This is a genomic window from Bradyrhizobium sp. 197 (genome assembly GCF_023073375.1).
Lineage (GTDB): Bacteria > Pseudomonadota > Alphaproteobacteria > Rhizobiales > Xanthobacteraceae > Bradyrhizobium.
In genome coordinates, this window is record NZ_JADPJJ010000058.1 from 91,766 (window position 1) to 112,988 (window position 21,223).

21 protein-coding genes are annotated in these 21,223 nt (G+C 63.9%); 13 read left to right on the plus strand and 8 right to left on the minus strand.

The features are described from left to right. Positions 1-278 precede the first annotated feature (278 nt). A complete protein-coding gene (locus IVB27_RS13860) occupies positions 279-797 on the plus strand; it encodes a hypothetical protein (protein ID WP_247444111.1) in 519 nt (172 codons plus the stop codon). Between the two features lie 17 nt (positions 798-814). Here IVB27_RS13860 and IVB27_RS13865 read toward each other — a convergent pair whose 3' ends face one another. Continuing rightward, on the minus strand, positions 815-1,702 hold the full coding sequence (locus IVB27_RS13865; protein WP_247444112.1) for an HpcH/HpaI aldolase/citrate lyase family protein: 888 nt from the start codon (positions 1,700-1,702) through the stop codon (positions 815-817). A gap of 112 nt (positions 1,703-1,814) precedes the next feature. Here IVB27_RS13865 and IVB27_RS13870 point away from each other — a divergent pair, with 112 nt between their 5' ends. Continuing rightward, positions 1,815-2,459 carry a carbonic anhydrase gene (locus IVB27_RS13870; protein WP_247444113.1) on the plus strand — a complete coding sequence of 215 codons (645 nt, stop codon included), beginning with the start codon at positions 1,815-1,817 and terminating at the stop codon, positions 2,457-2,459. An 81-nt stretch (positions 2,460-2,540) separates the two neighbouring features. On the opposite strand, the gene IVB27_RS13875 is transcribed toward IVB27_RS13870, so the two are convergent. Then, a complete protein-coding gene (locus IVB27_RS13875; RefSeq protein ID WP_247344531.1) occupies positions 2,541-3,575 on the minus strand; it encodes an aspartate-semialdehyde dehydrogenase in 1,035 nt (344 codons plus the stop codon). Positions 3,576-3,691: 116 nt separating this feature from the next. On the opposite strand from IVB27_RS13875, the gene IVB27_RS13880 reads away from it, so the two are divergent. Together IVB27_RS13880 and IVB27_RS13885 are read left to right on the plus strand one after the other, a co-directional pair. Then, the gene (locus IVB27_RS13880) at positions 3,692-4,480 is read left to right on the plus strand and encodes a hypothetical protein (RefSeq protein ID WP_247444114.1); all 789 of its coding nucleotides are present in this window, start codon (positions 3,692-3,694) and stop codon (positions 4,478-4,480) included. 156 nt (positions 4,481-4,636) lie between these two features. Beyond that, the gene (locus IVB27_RS13885) at positions 4,637-5,014 is read left to right on the plus strand and encodes a hypothetical protein (RefSeq protein ID WP_247344536.1); all 378 of its coding nucleotides are present in this window, start codon (positions 4,637-4,639) and stop codon (positions 5,012-5,014) included. Positions 5,015-5,113: 99 nt separating this feature from the next. On the opposite strand, the gene leuB is transcribed toward IVB27_RS13885, so the two are convergent. Then, complete coding sequence (leuB, locus tag IVB27_RS13890; protein WP_247444115.1) at positions 5,114-6,226, minus strand: 3-isopropylmalate dehydrogenase; 1,113 nt, start codon at positions 6,224-6,226, stop codon at positions 5,114-5,116. A 156-nt stretch (positions 6,227-6,382) separates the two neighbouring features. Here leuB and IVB27_RS13895 point away from each other — a divergent pair, with 156 nt between their 5' ends. Beyond that, on the plus strand, positions 6,383-7,615 hold the full coding sequence (locus IVB27_RS13895; protein WP_247444116.1) for a YbfB/YjiJ family MFS transporter: 1,233 nt from the start codon (positions 6,383-6,385) through the stop codon (positions 7,613-7,615). Between the two features lie 10 nt (positions 7,616-7,625). Here IVB27_RS13895 and IVB27_RS13900 read toward each other — a convergent pair whose 3' ends face one another. From IVB27_RS13900 to IVB27_RS13915, 4 genes are all read right to left on the minus strand, one after another. Then, positions 7,626-8,408 carry a molybdopterin-dependent oxidoreductase gene (locus tag IVB27_RS13900; RefSeq protein WP_247344544.1) on the minus strand — a complete coding sequence of 261 codons (783 nt, stop codon included), beginning with the start codon at positions 8,406-8,408 and terminating at the stop codon, positions 7,626-7,628. 14 nt (positions 8,409-8,422) lie between these two features. After that, positions 8,423-9,052, minus strand: a complete 630-nt coding sequence (locus tag IVB27_RS13905) for a cytochrome b/b6 domain-containing protein (RefSeq protein ID WP_247444117.1) — start codon at positions 9,050-9,052, stop codon at positions 8,423-8,425. A 182-nt stretch (positions 9,053-9,234) separates the two neighbouring features. Continuing rightward, positions 9,235-9,789: a fasciclin domain-containing protein gene (locus IVB27_RS13910; protein ID WP_247444118.1), complete on the minus strand. Its 555-nt coding sequence runs from the start codon at positions 9,787-9,789 to the stop codon at positions 9,235-9,237. Positions 9,790-10,096: 307 nt separating this feature from the next. After that, positions 10,097-10,858, minus strand: coding sequence for an SDR family oxidoreductase (locus IVB27_RS13915; RefSeq protein WP_247444119.1), 762 nt, complete (start codon positions 10,856-10,858; stop codon positions 10,097-10,099). Between the two features lie 115 nt (positions 10,859-10,973). On the opposite strand from IVB27_RS13915, the gene IVB27_RS13920 reads away from it, so the two are divergent. After that, complete coding sequence (locus IVB27_RS13920; protein WP_247444120.1) at positions 10,974-12,503, plus strand: malonate--CoA ligase; 1,530 nt, start codon at positions 10,974-10,976, stop codon at positions 12,501-12,503. 27 nt (positions 12,504-12,530) lie between these two features. Then, positions 12,531-13,037 (plus strand): hypothetical protein, encoded by a 507-nt coding sequence (locus IVB27_RS13925; RefSeq protein WP_247444121.1) that lies wholly within the window; start codon positions 12,531-12,533, stop codon positions 13,035-13,037. Here the strand turns inward: IVB27_RS13925 and IVB27_RS13930 are convergent. Then, positions 13,030-13,890, minus strand: coding sequence for a sulfite exporter TauE/SafE family protein (locus tag IVB27_RS13930; RefSeq protein ID WP_247444122.1), 861 nt, complete (start codon positions 13,888-13,890; stop codon positions 13,030-13,032). The two genes, IVB27_RS13925 and IVB27_RS13930, sit on opposite strands and share 8 nt — an antisense overlap. 503 nt (positions 13,891-14,393) lie before the next feature. Here IVB27_RS13930 and sdhC point away from each other — a divergent pair. The 6 genes from sdhC to IVB27_RS13960 all read left to right on the plus strand — a co-directional run bounded on the left by sdhC (position 14,394) and on the right by IVB27_RS13960 (position 21,213). Beyond that, the gene (gene sdhC, locus IVB27_RS13935; RefSeq protein WP_247444123.1) at positions 14,394-14,792 is read left to right on the plus strand and encodes a succinate dehydrogenase, cytochrome b556 subunit; all 399 of its coding nucleotides are present in this window, start codon (positions 14,394-14,396) and stop codon (positions 14,790-14,792) included. Then, positions 14,789-15,193, plus strand: a complete 405-nt coding sequence (gene sdhD / locus IVB27_RS13940) for a succinate dehydrogenase, hydrophobic membrane anchor protein (protein WP_247444125.1) — start codon at positions 14,789-14,791, stop codon at positions 15,191-15,193. Before sdhC ends, sdhD begins: the two co-directional genes overlap by 4 nt. 4 nt (positions 15,194-15,197) lie before the next feature. Beyond that, positions 15,198-17,033, plus strand: coding sequence for a succinate dehydrogenase flavoprotein subunit (sdhA, locus tag IVB27_RS13945; RefSeq protein WP_247444126.1), 1,836 nt, complete (start codon positions 15,198-15,200; stop codon positions 17,031-17,033). A 43-nt stretch (positions 17,034-17,076) separates the two neighbouring features. Next, positions 17,077-17,859 carry a succinate dehydrogenase iron-sulfur subunit gene (gene sdhB, locus IVB27_RS13950; protein WP_247444127.1) on the plus strand — a complete coding sequence of 261 codons (783 nt, stop codon included), beginning with the start codon at positions 17,077-17,079 and terminating at the stop codon, positions 17,857-17,859. Between the two features lie 190 nt (positions 17,860-18,049). Beyond that, the gene (locus IVB27_RS13955; RefSeq protein WP_247444128.1) at positions 18,050-20,218 is read left to right on the plus strand and encodes a hybrid sensor histidine kinase/response regulator family protein; all 2,169 of its coding nucleotides are present in this window, start codon (positions 18,050-18,052) and stop codon (positions 20,216-20,218) included. 170 nt (positions 20,219-20,388) lie between these two features. Then, positions 20,389-21,213 carry an FkbM family methyltransferase gene (locus IVB27_RS13960; RefSeq protein WP_247444129.1) on the plus strand — a complete coding sequence of 275 codons (825 nt, stop codon included), beginning with the start codon at positions 20,389-20,391 and terminating at the stop codon, positions 21,211-21,213. The last annotated feature ends 10 nt before the right edge of the window (positions 21,214-21,223 follow it).

The window sequence follows — 21,223 nt, forward strand, 5'->3', positions numbered from 1 at the left end:
GCTCCGATTGTCCCAGCCGCTCGATGCAAGGCAACGGCCGATGACGGCGTCGGTTCCCCAAGGGACCCGCGCCCATTGTATGGAAGTGCCGAGTGACGAGGCTGAGCTACGGCTTGCTCGTCGCTGCGATCGCGTCCGCGAAGATCGCGTTGCAGGCGTCGATCTGCGACGGATGAATCAGCGTCTTGCCGTCAAAACCGATCGCGGCCGAAAGGCGAAGATGACTAAGAACAAAAGCTGAGCCACGCGGTTAGACAGCAAACTCGCGAGGTGAGATCATGCGCCGTTCAGACTTAGCAACCGTCCTGTTCCTGCTCTCTGGCTTCGTTCCCGTCACCGCGTCTGCTCAGCAGACGACGCCGGATACGAACCAATCTTCCAGCCAAGCTGGCCCTGATCGCACCCCCCAACAGTCGGGCCAATCCCAAACCCAAAACACCCCAACTCAGCCGGACCGCACACCTCAGCAGTCGGACCAATCCCGCGACCAAGACCGCCGCAGCGCCGAAGACACGCGGATCAATCGAGATTGGACGACGCGGCAGCGTGGCGAGGACCGCATGGACATGGACCGCATGCGTCAGCGCCAGATGGGACGCATGATGGACCGGGATGAGGATCATCAGACCACGGGACGAAATTGGCGGCGCGACGATGATGATATGGATCGCGGCCCCGGATATGGCTCTGCGAATCGGAGCGAAGGCCGCTATTACCACGAAGTCCGGCCTCGTCCTCGCGTAAAGACCTGTCTCGAATACGAAAACGGGGACGAGTTCTGCCGATACCGCGACTAGCTGATGCGGTACGCGCCCTAGCCCTGACCCTTCCCCATCGCGGCGATCGCATCCGCGATCTCGATCGTGCGTCGGGCCATGTCGGCGTGCAGGCGCTCCACCATGGCGCCATCCAGACGGATCGCGCCGCGCGAGACGTTCTCCGGCAATTCGAACGCCGCGATGATCTTTCGCGCGCGCGCGACTTCCTCCTCCGGCGGCGTGAAGATCGCGTTGCAGGCGTCGATCTGCGACGGATGAATCAGCGTCTTGCCGTCAAAACCGAGATCGCGGCCCTGCGCGCATTCGGTGGCGAAGCCGTCGGAATTGGCGATGTCGCTGTAGGGACCGTCGAGGAGTTCGAGGCCATGGGCGCGCGTTGCCAGGATGCAATGGGTGATCATCGGGATCATCGCGGCGCGGCCCGGCAGCATCTTGATCCGGGTTTCGCGCGAAATGTCGTTCGGGCCGAACACGAAGCCTGACAGGCGCCTCTTGGGATCGCGTCCGGCGGCAGCCAGTTCCTCCGCATGCAGCACCGCGCGCGCGGTCTCGATCATGGCCCAGACTTTTACGGTTGGCGCCGCGCCGAGCTCGGCGAGACGGCGGCCGATCGTGTCGAGGTCCTCGACGCTGGAGACCTTCGGGACCAGGATGCCGTCGGGCGAGGCCTTGGCCGCCATCGCGAAATCGTCGGCCCACCAGGGCGTGTCGAGGCCGTTGGTCCGGATCAGGATCTCGCGCTTGCCGAACCCTTTGGCCGCGATCGCGGCAGCGACCCCGTCGCGCGCCAATGCCTTGGCATCAGGCGCGACAGAGTCTTCCAGATCGAGGATCAGGCCGTCAGCGGCGAGATTGCGCGCCTTTTCCAGCGCGCGGGGGTTGGAGCCGGGCATGAACAGATGGCTGCGGCGCGGGCGGGTCATGCAAGTGTTCCTTCCGGTTTCCTCGTCACACTTCTGGACCGAAGCCGATAGCATCTGGCCTGCCTATTCGAAAGGCTTGTCCGCCCCTGCGGTATATGATTAGGCATAGGCCATGAACACATTCCCAGAGCACTTGCTGGAAGGCTACAAGGCCTTCGCCACTCAGCGGCTGCCGACCGAGCAGACCCGCTACCGCGAGCTGTCGGTGAAGGGGCAGTTCCCGGAAGTGATGGTGATCGGCTGCTGCGATAGCCGCGTCTCGCCCGAAGTGATCTTCGACGTCGGCCCGGGCGAACTCTTCGTGGTCCGCAACATCGCCAATCTGGTGCCGGTGTATCAGCCCGACGGCAACGCTCACGGCGTCTCTGCGGCGCTGGAATATGCCGTGACGGTGCTGAAGGTGAAGCACATCGTGGTGCTCGGGCACGCACAATGCGGCGGCATCCGCGCTTTCGTCGACAAGATCGAGCCGCTGACGCCTGGCGACTTCATCGGCAAATGGATGCAGATGTTCATCAAGCCCGGCGAAGTGGTGGAGCAGCGCGACCACGAAACCATGGCGCAATTCGTCGAGCGCATCGAGAAGGCCGCGGTGTTCCGCAGCCTCGAAAACCTGATGACCTTCCCGTTCGTGCAGAAGGCGGTCGATGCCGGCCAGATGCAGACCCACGGCGCCTATTTCGGCGTCGCGGAAGGGTCGCTGTTCGTGCTGGACAAGGACGCGAAGGAATTCAAGAACGCGCGAAGCGTGGCTTGAAATCGCCCTTCTTAGGGTGGGCAAAGCGAAGCGTGCCCACCACTTCTTTCGTCATCTTGGAAAGATGGTGGGATCCCGCGCTTACGCCGCCTTTTTCTTCGCGCTGATCAGCTTGCGGTTGATCAGGACTTCGGCGATCTGAATCGCATTGAGCGCGGCGCCCTTGCGCAGATTGTCCGACACGCACCACAGCACGAGACCGTTCTCCACCGTCGCGTCCTCGCGGATGCGGCTGATATAGGTGGCGTCCTCGCCGGCCGCTTCGTACGGCGTAGCGTAGCCGCCGGGCTCATGCTTGTCGATGACGAGGCAGCCCGGGGCCTTGCGCAGGATGTCGCGCGCTTCGTCCGCGGTGATCGGATTCTCGAACTCGATGTTGACGGCCTCGGAATGGCCGACGAAAACCGGCACGCGCACGCAGGTCGCGGAGAGCTTGATCTTGGGATCAAGAATCTTCTTGGTCTCCGCCATCATCTTCCACTCTTCCTTGGTGTAGCCGTCCTCCATGAAGACGTCGATCTGGGGGATGACGTTGAAGGCGATGCGCGTGGGAAACTTCTTATTGACCAGCTCCTGGTTGGTGTAGACGGCCTTGGTCTGCGAGAACAATTCGTCCATCGCATCCTTGCCGGCGCCCGACACCGATTGATAGGTCGAGACCACCACGCGCTTGATGGTCGCCTTGTCGTGCAAGGGCTTCAGCGCGACCACGAGCTGCGCGGTCGAGCAGTTCGGGTTGGCGATGATGTTCTTCTTCTTGAAGCCGGCCGTCGCATCCGCGTTCACTTCCGGCACGATCAACGGCACGTCCGGGTCCATGCGCCAGGCCGAGGAATTGTCGATCACGACGGTGCCGGCGGCGCCGATCTTCGGCGACCATTCCTTCGACACCTCGCCGCCCGCCGACATCAAGCAGATGTCGACGTCGGAGAAGTCGTAATGCTCGAGCGCTTTGACCTTCAGGGTGCGGTCGCCGTAGGAGACCTCGACGCCCATGCTGCGGCGTGACGCCAGGGCCACCACCTCGTCCGCGGGGAATTTGCGCTCATCGAGGATGTTGAGCATTTCCCGTCCGACATTGCCGGTCGCGCCGACGACTGCGACTTTGTAACCCATCGTTCACTCTCCGACGAAAAAGCTCTTTCCTGAAGCTGAGGCTTAAACAGGAAGAGCAGCGCTTCTATGCGAGAACCGGCCTCAAGACAACGTTGGACCATGCCTGAAGGCCGTGGATGCAGTCGCCTGAGGCCCGCACGGCCGCAACCCCCACCCAAATCCAATTGGCGCTCGCAGCCTTCGCCGATGAGATCGTCGGCACGCTGGCGCGTCTGTTCGTCTATGTGGGGGCTTTGGTGCTGTTTGCCATCCTCGGGCTTGCGGCACTCGGCCAGCTGCCTGAGCTCCGCGACGATGGGTCGGCGGTGAAGCCGGGTTGGAGCGTAGCCGACCGCTCGCATCCGGCCTTCGCCCTCAGCCGGCTCGATTCATCAGAAAAAACAGGAGCCTACACCATCCTCAGGCATCCCGAAGGCGGCCGCAGGGACGTGATGCGCTGGGCGAGCGAGGCGGACAAGCCCGTGGCCGAGCTCGAGATTTACCGGGAAGGCGACGAATTCGACGTGGCGCGTCCGGCGACCGCGGACCTGGCCGTCCAGATGGGACTGGGCACCGCGACCCCGCTTGAGCAGGCCGGCCTGATCGACACCAAATTCGGCCATGTCGCCCTGTTCCGGCCAACGGGCACGGCGGCGGGCGCGTCGTCCTGCCTCGGCTACCTCAAGCGCAGCGAGGAGCCAGCGCTCCAGATCTCCGGCTTCTCCTGCCAGGGCGGTACCCTGCCCGAGCGGCGCGCGGCGATCGCCTGCACGTTGAACCGGCTGACGCTACTGACCTCGGGCAACGAGCCGAAGCTGGCCGAATTGTTCGCCCATGCCGAGCTGAAGCGCCGCGCTTGCACTTCCCAGGGTTCGTCGGACTGGCTGCTGGGTACCGCGAACGCACAATTGCGCGGAGCGCTCTGACCGGCATCAAGCTCAAGTGGCTGGTATTCATGCAACTTTTGCCAACGCGCACGATTATTCCGCGCTGGTGTGACCCAATAGACCTAGTTGCGGCCGCCCCGGCCGGGCTAGTATGGGATGATATCGACTGGCGGCTTGCCGCCTGAAGGGGACGTGATGAGCTCGAAATTCTCTGCCAAATTGGCGACGTGGCTCGCGGCAGGCGCCGTGGTTGCCATGAGCCTCGCGACGCCGGCCTCGGCCGACACCAAGCCCAAGCGCTATGACGATCGCGGCCGGCATTATTACGGACCGAGCGGCCCCAACACCGTCTATCAGCAGGGCCGCACCCGCCTCTATGTGAGCAAGCGCTCCTGGCTCGACGGCGGCACCGAGGTCAATCCGGGCGACCGCAAGTTCTCCGACTATGCGTTTCCGCCGGAGAACGGTCTCCCGACATTCGCGCGCGAGAACAACACCCGTCCAATCGATCGCCAGCCGCTCAGCACCCCGTCGGATGTTGGCGGGTACCCGCGAAATTTCCCGCTGTACTGAGGCGGAATTATCGACCTGAATCAAAATGGCCGGGCTCGCGTCCGGCCATTTTTGTTTGTGGTGTAGCCCGGATTTCGCGAAGCAATCCGGGCTACGACTCTAAGCGTGCAGCTTCTGCAATTCCTTCAAGATCGCTTCGCCCATCTGCGTGGTCGAGGCGGCTGTGGTGCCGTCCGACTTGATGTCGGCGGTGCGCAGGCCGCTGGCCAGCACGGCGGCGATCGCGGCGTCGACCTTGTCGGCGAGCGCGCCCATGTCGAAGGAATAGCGCAGCGCCATGCCGAAGGACGAGATCATCGCGATCGGATTGGCGAGGCCCTGGCCTGCGATATCGGGCGCCGAGCCGTGCACGGGCTCGTACAGCGCCTTGCGCTTCTTGCTCTTGACATCGACCTCGCCGAGCGAGGCCGAGGGCAGCATGCCGAGCGATCCCGTCAGCATCGCGGCGATGTCGGACAGCATGTCGCCGAACAGATTGTCGGTGACGATGACGTCGAACTGCTTCGGCCATTTCACCAGCATCATGCCGCCGGAATCGGCGAGCTGGTGCTCGAGCGTCACGTCGGCATATTCGCGCTTGTGGACCTGGGTCACGACCTCGTTCCAGAGCACGCCCGACTTCATGACGTTGCGCTTCTCCATCGACGTCACCTTGTTCTTGCGCTTCTTCGCAAGCTCGAAGGCGACGCGGGCGATGCGCTCGATCTCATAGGTGTCGTAGACCTGAGTATCGATGGCACGCTTCTGGCCGTTGCCGAGATCGGTGATGGTCTTGGGCTCGCCGAAATAGACGCCGCCGGTGAGCTCGCGCACGATCACGATGTCGAGGCCCTCGACGGCTTCGCGCTTCAGGCTCGAGGCATCCGCCAGCGCCGGGTAGCAGACGGCGGGGCGGAGGTTGGCGAACAGGCCGAGATCCTTGCGCAGGCGGAGCAGGCCGGCTTCCGGGCGCACCTCGTACGGCACGGCATCCCATTTCGGGCCGCCGACCGCGCCGAAAATGATCGCGTCCGCGTCCCTGGCCTTGGCCATGTCGCCTTCCGAGATCGACACCTTGTGCGCGTCATAGGCCGAACCGCCGACCAGGCCGGTATCGGTCTCGAACCTGGCGATCCCGGCCGAATTGAGCCAGTCGACCAGCCGCTTCACCTCGCCCATCACTTCGGGGCCGATACCGTCGCCGGGGAGCAGCAGCAGCTTGTGGGTCGCCATGACGTTCTTCCTCCGTTTCGTCATGGCCCGGCACAAGGCCGGGCATGACGGCGCTCTTGAATTTCGGCCGGAGTGCTAGAGCGGCGTTGCGCGCTTGGCAAGACACCATTGCCGCCTCGCGGCTGTGCAACGCAGGCAGGGCCTGCCACACTGCGCATGCCGGAGTACCCCTTGCCCGCCCAAGACTGTTTTGCTCAAGACCGCCGCCCTCCACCCGACGCCCATCCCGCGCGGCTGATCCTGACCCTGTCGCTGGCTGCGACGGTCGGGCTCGGCATCGGCCGCTTTGCCTATGCCCTGGTGCTGCCGGACATGCGGGAAGACCTCGGCTGGTCCTACTCGGCCGCCGGTTTCATGAACACCATCAACGCCGTCGGCTATCTCGTGGGCGCGCTTGTGGCATCCCGGCTGATCCAGCGCGTCGGCTGGGCGGCCGCGATCCGCGGCGGAACCCTGGCCTGCGTCGCCGCCCTTGCGACTTGCGCGCTGACCGGGAATTTCGTTGCATTGAGCCTGGCGCGCCTCGTGCTCGGCTTCGGTGCCGCCGCCGGTTTCGTCGCCGGAGGCGCGCTGGCCGCTTCGATCGCGCAATCGCGCCCGCAGCGGGCCAATTTCCTCCTCAGCCTGTTCTATGCCGGGCCGGGCATCGGCATTCTCGCCTCGGGCCTGATCGCCCCGTTCACGCTGCAATATTTCGGGCCGGGCTCGTGGTGGATCGTGTGGTGGGCGCTGACGCTGCTGTCCGTCGTGATGACCGTGCCCCTGTTCCTGGTCCGCATCGAGAGCGGAGTGCGTTTCTCGCAAGGCGGCCACGCCGCCTTCGCGATTGTGCCCGTACTGATCTATCTCGCCGGCTACTTCCTGTTCGGCGCGGGCTACATCGCCTACATGACCTTCATGATCGCCTATGTGCGCGACGGCGGCGGCGGCCCCGCGGCGCAGGCGGCGTTCTGGAGCCTGATCGGTCTCAGCGCCTTCGTCACGCCGTGGGCCTGGCGCGGCGTGCTCGCGCTCGATCGCGGCGGACTTGCCACCGCCATCATCCTCGGCACCAACGCGCTCGGCGCCGCCCTGCCGATGCTCGGGCATTCGCCGGCATGGCTCGCGGTCTCCGCCGTCGTGTTCGGCGTCGCCTTCTTCGCCGTGGTCGGCTCGACCACCGCCTTCGTGCGCTTCAACTATCCGCCGGAGGTGTGGCCGACCGCAATCGCGGCGATGACGATCTCGTTCGGCGTCGGCCAGACGCTCGGCCCGATCGTGGTCGGCGCGATCACGGATGCGCTGGGGAGCTTGAGTTACGCGCTGAATGTGTCGGCGGCGCTGCTGGCGTTGGGGGCGGTTGCGGCGCTGTGCCAGCAGAAGGTGGGGCCGAAGGGCTCGGTGCCGTAGGACAGCGTGACTAGCTCCCGCTAAACGAATTATACCCCTGGTCTTCCCAATAACCGCCCTTGTAGTCGTTGGTGACTTCCATCGACACGACGTATTTCGGGTTCTTGAAGCCGAGCTTGGTCGGCACGCGGATCTTCATTGGAAACCCATAAGCGCGCGGCAAGATCTCGTTGGCGTATTTGAACGTCATCTGGCTCTGCGGATGCAGCGCGGTACGCATGTCGAGCGGAGAATTGTAGCCGTCCTTGTCGGCGCACTGGAACCAGACGTACTTTGCGCGCGTGTCGGCACCGATCAGCTTGAGGAAGTCGCGCAACGGCGTGCCGGTCCAGCTGCCGATCGCGCTCCAGCCCTCGACACAAATGTGACGGGTGATCTGCGTGACCTGCGGCAGCTTGTACAACTCCGGAAGCGTCCAGGACTTCTTGTTGTCGACGAGGCCGCGGACTTCGAGCTTCCAGTCGGCGCCGTCGACATCCGGCGCGTCGTCGAGATCGTAATAGGCGTTGAACGGAAACGGCTTGGTGATCGCGCTCTCGGGGAATGTCGGCGCCAGCGCGTCGGGATTGAAGATGAAATCCTGCACGGCGTCGTTGAATTTCGAAACCGTCTTGAGCATCTCCTCGGCGGAGGACGAGTCGATCACGTCGCAGCCGGTGAGCAGCGTCAGCGCCCCCAAGCTGGCGCCGCCCGCGATGAAGCGGCGACGGCTGACATCAGGCATCGTCTTGAGGGAGTCCTTGATCAGCAGCCGCTTGTCGACGCCGGGGATCAGGAATGAGCGTTTTGCCATGGTTCTTGCTCCGCTCAACGGCCGATGATCATCGCGCGCAGGCTCTTCGGCACCAACAGCGCGAGCACAACGTGAATGACGAGGAAGGCGCAGATCGCGGCCATGCAGAAGAAATGGATGTAGCGCGCGGTCGGATAGTCGCCGAACAGCATGACCAGCCAATGCAGTTGCACCGGCTTCCACATCGACAGACCCGACAGCACGATCAGCACGCCGACCACGATGATGCCGGCATAGAGCACGCGCTGGACGTAATTGTAGACGGTGAGATCGGCATGGCCGAGCTTGAAGGTCAGAGCCGCCCTGACATCGTGAAGCACGCCGGACGGGGTGATCGGCAGCAGTTTCTTGCGGAAGCGGCCGGTGGCGAAACCGGTGACGAGATAGGCGAGGCCGTTGATCATCAACAGCCACATCGCCGCAAAATGCCAAAGCAGGCCGCCGGCGAGCCAGCCGCCGAGCGTGTAGTCGCGGGGAAAGCTGAAGCCGAACAGCGGCGAGGCGTTGTAGATCTGCCAACCCGACAGGATCATCAGAATCATGGCGAGGGCGTTGATCCAGTGCATGACCCGGACCCAGGCCGGCTGGATTACTTTGGCCGGGGCGGCGCTGACCTGCTCGTCGGTGACTGTGAGGCTCGACATGATGGTTCCGTCCTGAACATCGTCTGACAGCAATTATACGCCGATGCTTCCGCTTTCGTTACGCCCTGTCCGACATCGAATCGATACCGGCGATCTATAGTGGTCACAATAAAGCGAGCCGGGTATCCCCGGCTCGCTTTTTCGTCGCATCCGGTTCGGGGATGAAGCCGGACCGCGCGGGGTTACGTCGCGGGCATCAGCACGGTATCGACCACATGGATCACGCCGTTGGACTGGTTGACGTTGCTGATCGTCACCATCGAGGTGCCGCCCTTGGCATCGACGATCCAGACCTTGCCGTCCTGCTTCTTCACCGTCAGTTCCTCGCCTTCGGCGGTCTTCATCTTCTTGCCGTCGGTGAGGTCGGAGGCCTCGAGCTTGCCGGGCACGACATGGTAGGTCAGGATCCTGGTCAGAGTGGCCTTGTTCTCAGGCTTGACCAGAGTGTCGACGGTGCCGGCCGGCAGCTTGCCGAAGGCGGTGTTGGTCGGCGCGAACACCGTGAACGGGCCCTTGCCTTCCAGCGTCGGCACCAGGCCGGCCGCCTTCACCGCCGCCACCAGCGTGGTGTGGTCCTTCGAGTTGACGGCGTTCTGGACGATGTTCTTGGACGGGAACATCGCGGCGCCGCCGACCATGACGGTCTTTTCCTCGGCGCGGGCGGGCGCGACGACGGTCGCGGTGATGGCCAGGGTGCTGAACGCGGCGGCAGCGAGATAGGCAATACGCTTCGACATGGAGAGTCTCCCGATTGGATGGTGACCGGCATTGGCCGGCGTTCGAGTTGGGCAACAACGGCGCTTGCGACAGTTTGACGTGAGGCAGTAGCGCCGTCGTTGGCTCAAACTACGGGAGGGTTTGCGATGGGGTTTCGGATTAAAATTCTTTGTGATGCGTGAAACTATGCGGAGGGATGTTCGTGGGGTGCATCATCAACCCGTCATTGCGAGGAGCAACGCGAGGAAGCAATCCAGACTGCTAGCGCGCACGCATTTCTGGATTGCTTCGCTTTGCTCGCAATGACGCGAGCGGCTGTACGTCCTGCTAATCCCTGTTGTGCGGCGTCTGGATAAACCCGCGATTATGCGTCGGGCTGATCAAGAGCTCGTTGATGCACACCCGCGCCGGCATGCTCGCGATGAACGCGATGGTGCGGCCCAGATCTTCGGATTGCAGCATCTTCGCCTGCTCGGCCTCGCTCGGCACCACCGGGCGCAGCTTCAGGATCGGGGTCGCCACCTCGCCCGGCATCAGGCAGCAGGCGCGCAGGCCGTTGACGCATTCGTCCATGTTGAAGGAATGGGTCAGCGCCAGCACGGCGTGTTTGGTGGTGGTGTAGGCCGGGCCCGGCATTTTCGAGACGTGGCGGCCGGCCCAGGACGAGACGTTGACGATGGCGCCGTCCTGCTGCTTGCGCATCGTCGGCAGCACCGCGCGCATGCAATAGAGCACGCCGTTGAGATTGACCTGGACCAGTTGGTCCCAGCCCTCCAGTTCCATGTCCTTCCAGCTCCGCTTGGGAACATTGATACCGGCATTGTTCACGAGCAGGTCGATCCGGCCGTGCTTCGCGACGATTTGATCGGCCGCCTTCTGGGCTTCGGAGGCGACCGACACGTCCAGAGCAATCGCCTCGGCCGCCCCGCCGTCCCCGGCGATCTTCGCAACCACGGTATCCAGGGCGTCCTTGCGGCGGCCCGAGACCACGACGATCCAGCCGTCGGCCGCGAGCGCCTCGGCACCGGCTTCCCCGATCCCGCTGCCCCCGCCCGTGACCCAGGCCACGCGTTTCCCGTTTTTGGTCATGCAAACTGTCTCCGTTGCTTCATTGGGGCGGTTTTTGCTAATCCAGCCCTCGGTTTTGACCGGCCTTGTCTGACGAGCCTTGTCGTACAAGTTCCTGCGGTCGAGGAAATCTTGCATGAACCCAGCTGCCAACGCCAACCTGTTTTCCCGCCTGTTCGACGGCCTGGACGATCCGAAGCGCCTTGCGATCGAGACGCATGACGGAGGGCGCATCAGCTATGGCGATCTGATCGCGCGGGCCGGTCAAATGGCGAATGTGCTGGTCGCGCGCGGCGTGAAGCCCGGCGATCGCGTTGCGGTGCAGGTCGAGAAATCCGTGGCCAACATCGTGCTGTACCTGGCCACGGTGCGGGCCGGCGCGGTCTATCTGCCGCTCAACTCCGCCTATACGCTGAACGAGCTCGACTACTTCATCGGCGATGCCGAGCCCTCGCTGGTGGTCTGCGATCCCTCCAAGGCGGAGGGCCTTGCCCCGATCGCCGCCAAGGTGAAGGCAAAAGTCGAGACGCTCGGGCCGAACGGCAAGGGCTCGCTGACAGAGGCCGCCGACAAGGCGAGCAGCGAATTCGCCACGGTGTCGCGTGCAAACGACGATCTCGCCGCGATCCTCTACACGTCGGGCACCACCGGCCGCTCCAAGGGCGCGATGCTGACCCATGACAATCTGGCATCGAATTCGCTCGCGCTCGTCGGCTACTGGGGCTTCACCGACAAGGACGTGCTGATCCACGCGCTGCCGATCTACCACACCCATGGCCTGTTCGTGGCCACCAATGTGACGCTGTTCGCGCGCGCGTCGATGATCTTCCTGCCAAAACTCGACCCGGATCTGATCATCAAGCTGATGGCGCGTGCCACGGTGCTGATGGGCGTGCCGACCTTCTATACCCGCCTGCTCCAGAACGCCGGGCTATCGCGCGAAACCACAAAACACATGCGGCTGTTCATCTCGGGCTCGGCGCCGTTGCTGGCCGAAACCCATCGCGAATGGTCGGCGCGCACGGGGCACGCGGTGCTCGAGCGCTACGGCATGACCGAGACCAACATGAATACGTCGAATCCCTATGACGGCGAGCGCGTGCCCGGCGCGGTCGGCTTTCCCCTCCCCGGCGTCTCCGTACGCGTGACCGATCCTGAAACCGCCAAGGAACTGCCGCGTGAAGAAATCGGCATGATCGAGGTCAAGGGCCCGAACGTGTTCAAAGGCTATTGGCGCATGCCGGAGAAGACCAAGGCGGAATTCCGCGACGACGGCTTCTTCATCACCGGCGACCTCGGCAAGATCGACGGCAAGGGCTATGTCCACATTCTCGGCCGCGGCAAGGATCTCGTGATCTCCGGCGGCTTCAACGTCTACCCCAAGGAAATCGAGAGCGAGATCGACGCCATGCCCGGCGTGATCGAATCAGCCGTGATTGGCGTGCCCCATGCCGATTTCGGCGAGGGCGTCACGGCCGTGCTGGTCTGCAACAAGGGCGCCGATGTGAGCGAGGCGGCGGTGCTGAAGGCGCTCGACGGCCGGCTGGCAAAGTTCAAGATGCCCAAGCGCGTCTTTGTCGTCGACGAGCTGCCGCGCAACACCATGGGCAAGGTGCAGAAGAATATTTTGCGGGATACGTACAAGGATCTGTACGCGAAGAAATAGGGGCGCAATCGCTCCGGGCTGGGGGACATGAACCGAGAGCAAGCAAAAAAGATACACAAACACCTGCTCGATGCTGCCGCGGCATTCCGCCGAGCTGAGGCCGCGATCGTCGATGTTGGCGATGACGGCAGAAAGCTGTTTGCAGAACCGCTTGTAACGGCGGTTTTCCATTTGCAGTTCAAGCTTCTGCGACTGATCTACAAAAGATACCCTGACCTGGAGCCGCCGCTACCGCCGGCAACAATCGACAGCACAGTTCGCTGGGAGGAAGTCTCGCTGCCGCCGTCGGTGCTGGAGACCGATATCGATCGAATCATTTTCTCCGTGATGAAACCTCGCTGGCAGAAGGTGGCGATGGTCCTTTACTGCGCGGCGGAGAAGGTCGAGGAGGGAGAGCTAGGCGCACCTATCGAATATGAAGTGTTCGCGGCCCGCATTCAGGCGTTGGTCGAGGCCGACCTCCTGGATGCGCAAGGTGATCTCCGGGTGTGGACTCGGAGCGAAGTGAGATTGAAGGACCGGTCGGTTAACTAGCGCCCACCAGGCTCAACACAAACCGGCTGCCGACAATGAAGAGATAACACCCGAACGCCACCTCCAGCGTCCGCTTCGACATCGCATGCGCGGCACGCACGCCGAGCGGCGCGGTGACGAGGCTCATCGGCATCACCAGCACGGCGCCGATCAGGGAGACGTAGCCGAGCGCGAATGGGACTTGCAGGGCTGCAACGCCGGGATAGCTGGCCGCCGCCGGCCAGCCGGCGTAGATGTAGCCGAGCGCGCCGGGGATCGAGATCAGCACCGCGAGCGCCGACGATGTGGCCACTGCCTGATGGATCGGCCGGCCGTAGAACGTCATCAGCAGGTTCGAGAACAGGCCGCCGCCGATGCCCATCAACGTCGACAAAATGCCGACGCAGAAGCCGTAGATTCGCATCAGCGGACCCTTCGGCAAGTCATCTCCGAGCTTCCAGCTCTCGCGCGCGAAGATCAGCCGTACCGCGGCCGACCAGGCGACGGCGACGAACACGATCTTGAACAGCCGCTCCGGCGCGTAGCGCGCGACCACGCTGCCGGCGATGACACCGATTACGATCGGTAGCCACCAGACGCGAAGGATGGGGATGTCGACGGCGCCGCGCTTGTAATGCGCTTGGAACGAACGGATCGAGGTCGGGATGATCACGGCCAGCGATGTGCCGATGCAGAGCGGCATACGCACTTCCAGTGGCACGCCGGCGATGCGGAAGCATTCATAAAACACCGGCACCAGAATCGCGCCGCCGCCGATGCCGAACACGCCGGCCAGAAATCCCGAGAGCGCGCCCGTTGCGATCAGCAGCAGCGCGAGTTCGACGATCTCCTTGATATCGAGACCTGCAATCACCCCTGACCTGCCCCCCGCGACTGGTCGCAACGTCTCCGAAGCATGCGCCCGGACATGGTTGCGCGGAAAGCTGTAAGCGATCTGGTTTGCGCGGTCGACACATCGCATTTGCGGGCTGGGGTGGAATGCAGGCTGCGCATATCCGGCAGATGCCCCAAAAATGGTGAAGCGGCAGCTTGCAGACCGGGTCGGGAGGTCCGCTGGCACACGCCATCGGAAGTTTGGACGGGATGGTCCGTTTAGAGGTGTTCCAACAGCGATTTCAATGACGATGGACGGGAAGCACGAAGAAATGAATATATATTCTATGTTTGGTCCGTGGGCCAGCGCCCTGGTATACCAGGCACCGGATTGGCCTTGTTTCATCAACGCCATAGCGCTGAACGCCGGTTCGATTGATGGCGAATTGGTGATTGCGCAGGCCAAATCGACTCCGTAAATAGAGCCGACCTTCCGCGATCCCCGCGCGCCCATGCTGGGCCGCAATAAAGCAATCGAAGCCCATGACCGCACGGATCGAACGACCGCTTTCTCCCCACATGCAAGTCTACCGCTGGACGCTGACGATGGCCCTTTCCATCGTCCATCGCGCCACCGGCATCGCCCTTTACGCCGGGACGCTGCTGCTGGTCTGGTGGCTGGTCGCCGCAGCCTCCGGCCACGCCGCCTACGCCACCGTCCAGGCGTTCACCGGCAGCGTCATCGGCCGGCTGATCGTGTTCGGCTACACCTGGGCGCTGATGCACCATATGTTGAGCGGCATCCGGCACCTGGTGTGGGATCTCGGCTACGGCTTCAAGGCCAATGAGCGCGAAGCGCTGACCTGGGGGGCGCTGATCGGCGGCATCGTGCTGACGGTGCTGATCTGGATCATCGCCTACGCGATCGGAGGTGTACGATGAGCGCAGCCGACACCCCGAAGCGCAGCATGCGCACCCCGCTCGGCCGCGTCCGCAATCTCGGCGCCGCACATTCCGGCACCTCCGATTTCTGGCGCCAGCGCATCACCGCCGTCGCGATGACCCTGCTGATGCTGCCGGTGATCGTCGTCGTCATGATGACGCTCGGCAGCAACCAGGCCGGCGCCAAGGTGATCCTCGGCTCGCTGCCGATAGCGGTGATCATGCTGCTCTTCATCGTCGCCAGCGCCTGGCACATGAAGATCGGCATGCAGGTCGTGATCGAGGACTACATCCATAACGAGAAGCTGAAGCTCATCTCGGTCATGCTCAACAATTTCTTCTCGATCGCCGTGGCGCTCGCCTCGACCTACGCGATCGTGAAACTTTCATCCGGAGTGTAAACCCATGGCCACAGGAACGAATGGCAAGGGCAACGGCGCTCCCGCCACCAACGGAAAAGCCTATCCGATCGAAGACCACACCTATGACGTCGTCGTGGTCGGCGCCGGCGGCGCGGGGTTGCGCGCCGTGGTCGGCTGCGGCGAAGCCGGCCTCCGCACGGCCTGCATCACCAAAGTGTTTCCGACCCGCTCGCATACGGTCGCGGCGCAAGGCGGCATCTCGGCTTCGCTCGGCAACATGCACAAGGACGACTGGCGCTGGCACATGTACGACACGGTGAAGGGGTCGGACTGGCTGGGCGACCAGGACGCGATCGAATACATGGTGCGCAACGCGCCCGAGGCGGTCTACGAGCTCGAGCACTGGGGCGTGCCGTTCTCGCGCACCGAAGACGGCAAGATCTACCAGCGCCCGTTCGGCGGCATGACCTTGGACTACGGCAAGGGCCAGGCGCAGCGCACCTGCGCCGCCGCCGACCGCACCGGTCACGCCATGCTGCACACGATGTACGGCCAGTCGCTGCGTCACGCGGCCGAGTTCTTCATCGAGTTCTTCGCCATCGACCTGATCATGGACGACCAGGGCACCTGCCGCGGCGTCGTCGCGATCAAGCTCGAGGACGGCACGCTGCACCGCTTCCGGGCCCAGACGGTGATTCTCGCGACCGGCGGCTATGGCCGCGCCTATGCCTCCTGCACCTCGGCGCACACCTGCACCGGCGACGGCGGCGGCATGGTGCTGCGCGCCGGCCTGCCGATGCAGGACATGGAATTCGTGCAGTTCCACCCGACCGGCATCTACGGCTCGGGCTGTCTCGTGACCGAAGGCGCGCGCGGCGAAGGCGGCTATCTCGTCAACTCCGAAGGCGAGCGTTTCATGGAGCGTTATGCGCCGTCGGCGAAGGACCTCGCCTCACGCGACGTCGTCTCGCGCGCGATGACCATCGAGATTCGCGAAGGCCGCGGCGTCGGCAAGAAGAAGGACCACATCTTTCTTCATCTCGACCATCTCGATCCCGCGGTGCTCGCCGAGCGCCTGCCGGGCATCTCCGAATCGGCAAAGATCTTCGCCAATGTCGACGTGACGCGCGAGCCGATCCCGATCGTGCCGACCGTGCACTACAACATGGGCGGCATCCCCACCAATTATCACGGCGAAGTGCTGACCAAGAAGGACGGCGACGACAACGCCATCATCCCCGGTCTGATGGCGATCGGCGAAGCGGCCTGCGTCTCCGTGCACGGCGCCAACCGCCTCGGCTCGAACTCACTGATCGACCTGGTCGTGTTTGGCCGCGCCGCCGCGCTGCGGCTGGCCGAAAAGCTCACGCCCAACGCCAAGCAGCCCGAACTGCCGGCGAATTCGGCCGATCTCGCGCTCGGTCGCCTCGACCATTACCGCTACGCCTCCGGTGGTACGCCGACCGCAAAACTGCGCGAAGGCATGCAGCATGTGATGCAGAACAATTGCGCAGTGTTCCGCACCGGCGACATCCTGAGCGAAGGTCAGAATCTGATCGAGAAGGTCCACAGCGGCATCACCGACATCGCCGTGTCCGACCGCTCGCTGGTGTGGAATTCCGACCTGATCGAGACGCTCGAATTCGACAATCTGATCTCGCAGGCGGTGGTGACGATGAACTCGGCCGCCAACCGCACCGAGAGCCGCGGCGCGCATGCCCGCGAGGACTTCTCCGACCGCGACGACAAGAACTGGATGAAGCACACGCTGGCCTGGCTGGAAGACTCCGGCAAGGTCAAGATCGAGTACCGCCCGGTTCACGACTACACCATGACCAACGACGTCCAGTACATCCCGCCCAAAGCTCGCGTTTACTAAGCGGCGCGCGTGTATTGATCGAACAGCGAAGGCCTTAATCGAAATGGTTGAATTCGCACTTCCGAAGAACTCGAAAATCACCGGCGGCAAGTCCTGGCCGAAGCCCGCGGGCGCGACCGAAACGCGCGAGTTCCGCGTCTATCGCTGGAATCCGGACGACGGCAAGAATCCGAGCGTCGACACCTATTACGTCGACACCCATGATTGCGGTCCGATGGTGCTGGACGGCCTGATCTGGATCAAGAACCATATCGACCCGTCGCTGACCTTCCGCCGCTCCTGCCGCGAAGGCGTCTGCGGCTCCTGCGCGATGAACATCGACGGCCAGAACACGCTGGCCTGCACCCGCTCGATGCACGACGTGAAGGACGGCGCGGTGAAGATCAATCCGCTGCCGCACCAGCCGGTGGTGAAGGACCTGGTCCCCGACCTCACCAATTTCTACGCGCAATATGCGTCGATCGAGCCGTGGCTGAAGACGACCTCGCCGACGCCGCAGAAGGAATGGAAGCAGAGCCACGAGGACCGCGAGAAGCTCGACGGCCTCTACGAGTGCATCCTCTGCGCCTGCTGCTCGACCTCCTGCCCGAGCTATTGGTGGAACAGCGAGCGCTATCTCGGTCCCGCCGCGCTGCTCCAGGCCAACCGCTGGGTGTCCGATTCACGGGATGAGGCCACCGGCGAGCGCCTCGACGATCTCGAGGATCCGTTCCGCCTCTACCGCTGCCACACCATCATGAACTGCGCCAAGGCATGCCCGAAGGGCCTCAACCCGGCGGAAGCCATCGCCGAGCTCAAGCTCAAGCTGGTCGAGCGCCAGATCTAGGCGTCATTCATGCTGCGATGCCCGGCCGAAACGGCCGGGGCATTCTATGGCGGGCGCCTGTTGGAGTAGATTTCTCCTCCGCTCCGTGAGCGAGCGCACCGGCGGATTGCAACCTCCGGTTACCGCCACAAGCCGCTTCCTTCCCGGCGTAAAATTCAAGTAAGCTCTCCGGTGTGGGACCGGAGCGACCGTGCAGGGCGCGCAACGCAATTCGCTGAGACTGTTGCAGTGGATGATGGGCGCATCCCTGGCGCTCCCGATTGCGTTGTTCGCGATCGCCTCCTCGATCTCCTACACCTCGACACACGACATCGCCGACCGCGAGATCGAGCGCACCCTCGATGTCGCACATGAGCACGCCCTCAAGGTGTTCGAGACGATCGACCGCAGCCTCGCCGAGCTCAACGAGGTGGTGCGCGGCCTGCCCGACGACGTCATCCGCTCGCGCGAACCGGCCCTGCACCGCCGCCTGAAGCAACTGACCTATGCGCTGCCGCAGCTCAAATCGGCCTGGATCTTCGATGCGGACGGAAAGTCGCTGGTCAACAGCCTTGCCTCGCCGCCGCCGGAGCAGAGCTTTGCGGACCGCGACTATTTCTATGCCCATGTCGACCAGGCCATCGGCACATTCATCGGCGCCTCGCTGACACCGCGCGCGCCCTATCAGGGTGCTCGCTTCTTCGGGGTCAGCCGCCGCCGTGACTCCGACGACGGCAGTTTCATCGGCGTGATCCAGGCCTCCGTCCTGCCCGAATATTTCGAGAGCTTCTATGCCAGGATCGGCTCCGATCCCGGCAGCTTCTTCGCGATGGGACGCACCGACGGGGTGGTGCTGGCGCATCTTCCGCGGCTCAACCGCGACCTTCGGCTCGATCCCAACGGACCGGTCGGCCGGAACATCGCAGCTCACCCCGAGCATGGCCTCATCACCGTCGCGTGGCCTTCAGACGGGATCGAGCGTCGCATCGGTTACCGGCGCATCGCCGAATATCCGATCTATGTCAGCGCGGGGCTCGAGACCTCGGCCATCCGCGCGCGCTGGTTCGCCACCATGGGCCAGCATCTGGTGTTCGGCGTTCCCGCCACCGCGCTGCTGTTCCTGCTGCTGGCGCTGGCGATCCGGCGCACCCAGCATCTCCAGGCCGAGGCCGCAGCGCGGCGTGAAGCCGAGGAGGCGCTCAAGCACAGCCAGCGCCTGGAGGCGCTCGGGCAGCTCACCGGGGGCGTCGCGCACGATTTCAACAACCTCCTGACCGTGATCCGCGCCTCCGTCGACCTGTTGAACCGGCCGCAACTGAGCGAGGAGCGGCGCCAACGCTACATCACCGCCATCGCGGACGCGGTCGCGCGCGCGGCCAAACTGACATCGCAGCTGCTCGCGTTTGCGCGGCGCCAGACCTTGAAGCCTGAGGTGTTCGACGTCGGCGCGCGGATGCAGTCGCTGCACGACATGCTCGCGACGCTGCTCGGACCCGCGATCGAAATCGCGATGCGGCTGCCGGCCGAGCCCTGCCTCGTCAATGCCGATGCAAGCCAGTTCGAGACCGCGTTGATCAACATGGCGACCAATGCGCGCGATGCCATGCACGGCAAGGGCAGGATCGTTTTCAACGTCGAGACCTTGACGACGATTGCGGAGACGCGGGCTCCCGTCTCGGGCAGCCATCACCGTACAGGCACCCATGATCTTCCAGGTCATCTGGGCTTCGTCAGCATTGCCGTCAGCGACACCGGCATCGGCATTCCGGCTGCGCGGCTCGAGCGCATCTTCGAGCCGTTCTTCACCACCAAGCAGGTCGGCCACGGCACCGGTCTCGGCCTGTCGCAGGTGTTCGGCTTCGCCCGGCAGTCCGGCGGCGAGGTGACGGTCACCAGCGAGGTGGGCCAAGGCAGCACCTTCTCGCTCTATCTGCCGCGCGTGGCGCCGCACCTGCTGCCGCAGCGGCAGGCACCGAACACGGCCCCGGCAGTGGCAGGCAGCGGCATGTCGGTGCTGCTGGTCGAGGACAATATCGAGCTCGCCAATTTCGCCGCCGACGGCCTCACCGAACTCGGCTACAGCATCACGCTGGTCGACAATGCAACCGATGCACTCGCCGAGCTGGTCATGGACGCCGATCGCTTCGATGTCGTTTTCTCGGACATCGTGATGTCGGGCATGACCGGGCTCGATCTCGCGCAGGCGATCCGCGACCGCGGCATCGGCGTGCCGGTCGTGCTGACGACCGGCTACAGCGAGGCACTGTCCCAGGACGGCAATTTCGAGCTCGTGCAAAAGCCCTACGCAATCGATCAGCTGTCGCGCATCCTGCATCGGGTCGCCCGGCTCCGCCGGGTGCGTGGTGGCGCTGCCGAATGATCCGGCACATGGAACCAGGACAAGATGATGAAGATGGTCAAGAAGGCGGCGTGAGGCGTAGCTCGGACGGTGCGCAGCGCAATCCGGGAAAGCCCGTACAGACGTCTTCCGCCGTTGGAGTCCCCAGCAAAACCGGCTATGCATGCGCCGCTTACAACGAGGACTCCGACTTGACGACCGACAAGGCTCCTTCGTCCGCGCCATTCGGCGCGTTTGCGCCGAATGCGGCGCAGGCCGCGATCATCGGCCTCGCACAACGCTCGGGGCTGAAGCGCGGCGCATTCCGGCCCTGGATGTCGCGGCTGGTCAATTTGCTGCGCGGTGGTCCCGTCGACGTGACGTATCAGGGCGCCTCGTTCCGGTTCTATCACCAGGGCAGCGCGACCGAGCGCGGTGCGCTGTTCAATCCCGACTACAATCTCGACGAGCTCGACTTCCTGCGCCAGCACACCCCAGCGGGCGGCGTGTTCGTCGACGTCGGCGCCAATGTCGGCACTTTTGCGCTGGTGATGGCGCAGCAGGTCGGGCCATCAGGGAAAGTGGTCGCAATCGAACCGCATCCGATGACGTTTGGGCGGCTCTCATTCAACCAGGCCGCATCGAAAGCGACGCAGGTGCGCCTGGTGCAGGCTGCCGCAGGCGACAGCGACGGCGAGCTCATGATCGAGAGCGGCGGCGGCAATCTCGGCGCCACGCACGTCGTCACTGGCACCGCCAGCGCGGAGGCGATCAAGGTCCCGTCGCTGCGGCTGACGCGCATTCTCGACGAGGCCGGCGTCACGAAGGTGGACGCGTTGAAGATCGACGTCGAGGGCTTCGAGGACCGCGTGCTGATCGGTTTCTTCCGCGACGCACCGCAATCGCTATGGCCGCGCGCGGTGGTGATCGAACATCTGTCACAAAAGGAATGGCAGCAGGACTGTATTGCCGACATGACCGCGCGCGGCTTTGCCGTTGCGCGCAAGACGCGGAGCAATACGTTCCTGTCGCGCTGACGACAAACGA

Bases quoted from the DNA above. Each gene is read 5' to 3' on its own strand.
- IVB27_RS13880 (WP_247444114.1), top strand. From the start codon at position 3,692: ATGCAGTCGCCTGAGGCCCGCACGGCCGCAACCCCCACCCAAATCCAA.
- IVB27_RS13875 (WP_247344531.1), bottom strand. From the start codon at position 3,575: ATGGGTTACAAAGTCGCAGTCGTCGGCGCGACCGGCAATGTCGGACGG.
- sdhA (WP_247444126.1), top strand. From the start codon at position 15,198: ATGGCCACAGGAACGAATGGCAAGGGCAACGGCGCTCCCGCCACCAAC.
- leuB (WP_247444115.1), bottom strand. From the start codon at position 6,226: ATGGCGACCCACAAGCTGCTGCTGCTCCCCGGCGACGGTATCGGCCCC.
- IVB27_RS13865 (WP_247444112.1), bottom strand. From the start codon at position 1,702: ATGACCCGCCCGCGCCGCAGCCATCTGTTCATGCCCGGCTCCAACCCC.
- sdhB (WP_247444127.1), top strand. From the start codon at position 17,077: ATGGTTGAATTCGCACTTCCGAAGAACTCGAAAATCACCGGCGGCAAG.
- sdhC (WP_247444123.1), top strand. From the start codon at position 14,394: ATGACCGCACGGATCGAACGACCGCTTTCTCCCCACATGCAAGTCTAC.
- IVB27_RS13920 (WP_247444120.1), top strand. From the start codon at position 10,974: ATGAACCCAGCTGCCAACGCCAACCTGTTTTCCCGCCTGTTCGACGGC.
- IVB27_RS13925 (WP_247444121.1), top strand. From the start codon at position 12,531: ATGAACCGAGAGCAAGCAAAAAAGATACACAAACACCTGCTCGATGCT.
- IVB27_RS13860 (WP_247444111.1), top strand. From the start codon at position 279: ATGCGCCGTTCAGACTTAGCAACCGTCCTGTTCCTGCTCTCTGGCTTC.
- IVB27_RS13905 (WP_247444117.1), bottom strand. From the start codon at position 9,052: ATGTCGAGCCTCACAGTCACCGACGAGCAGGTCAGCGCCGCCCCGGCC.
- IVB27_RS13915 (WP_247444119.1), bottom strand. From the start codon at position 10,858: ATGACCAAAAACGGGAAACGCGTGGCCTGGGTCACGGGCGGGGGCAGC.
- IVB27_RS13870 (WP_247444113.1), top strand. From the start codon at position 1,815: ATGAACACATTCCCAGAGCACTTGCTGGAAGGCTACAAGGCCTTCGCC.
- IVB27_RS13895 (WP_247444116.1), top strand. From the start codon at position 6,383: ATGCCGGAGTACCCCTTGCCCGCCCAAGACTGTTTTGCTCAAGACCGC.
- sdhD (WP_247444125.1), top strand. From the start codon at position 14,789: ATGAGCGCAGCCGACACCCCGAAGCGCAGCATGCGCACCCCGCTCGGC.
- IVB27_RS13885 (WP_247344536.1), top strand. From the start codon at position 4,637: ATGAGCTCGAAATTCTCTGCCAAATTGGCGACGTGGCTCGCGGCAGGC.
- IVB27_RS13910 (WP_247444118.1), bottom strand. From the start codon at position 9,789: ATGTCGAAGCGTATTGCCTATCTCGCTGCCGCCGCGTTCAGCACCCTG.
- IVB27_RS13900 (WP_247344544.1), bottom strand. From the start codon at position 8,408: ATGGCAAAACGCTCATTCCTGATCCCCGGCGTCGACAAGCGGCTGCTG.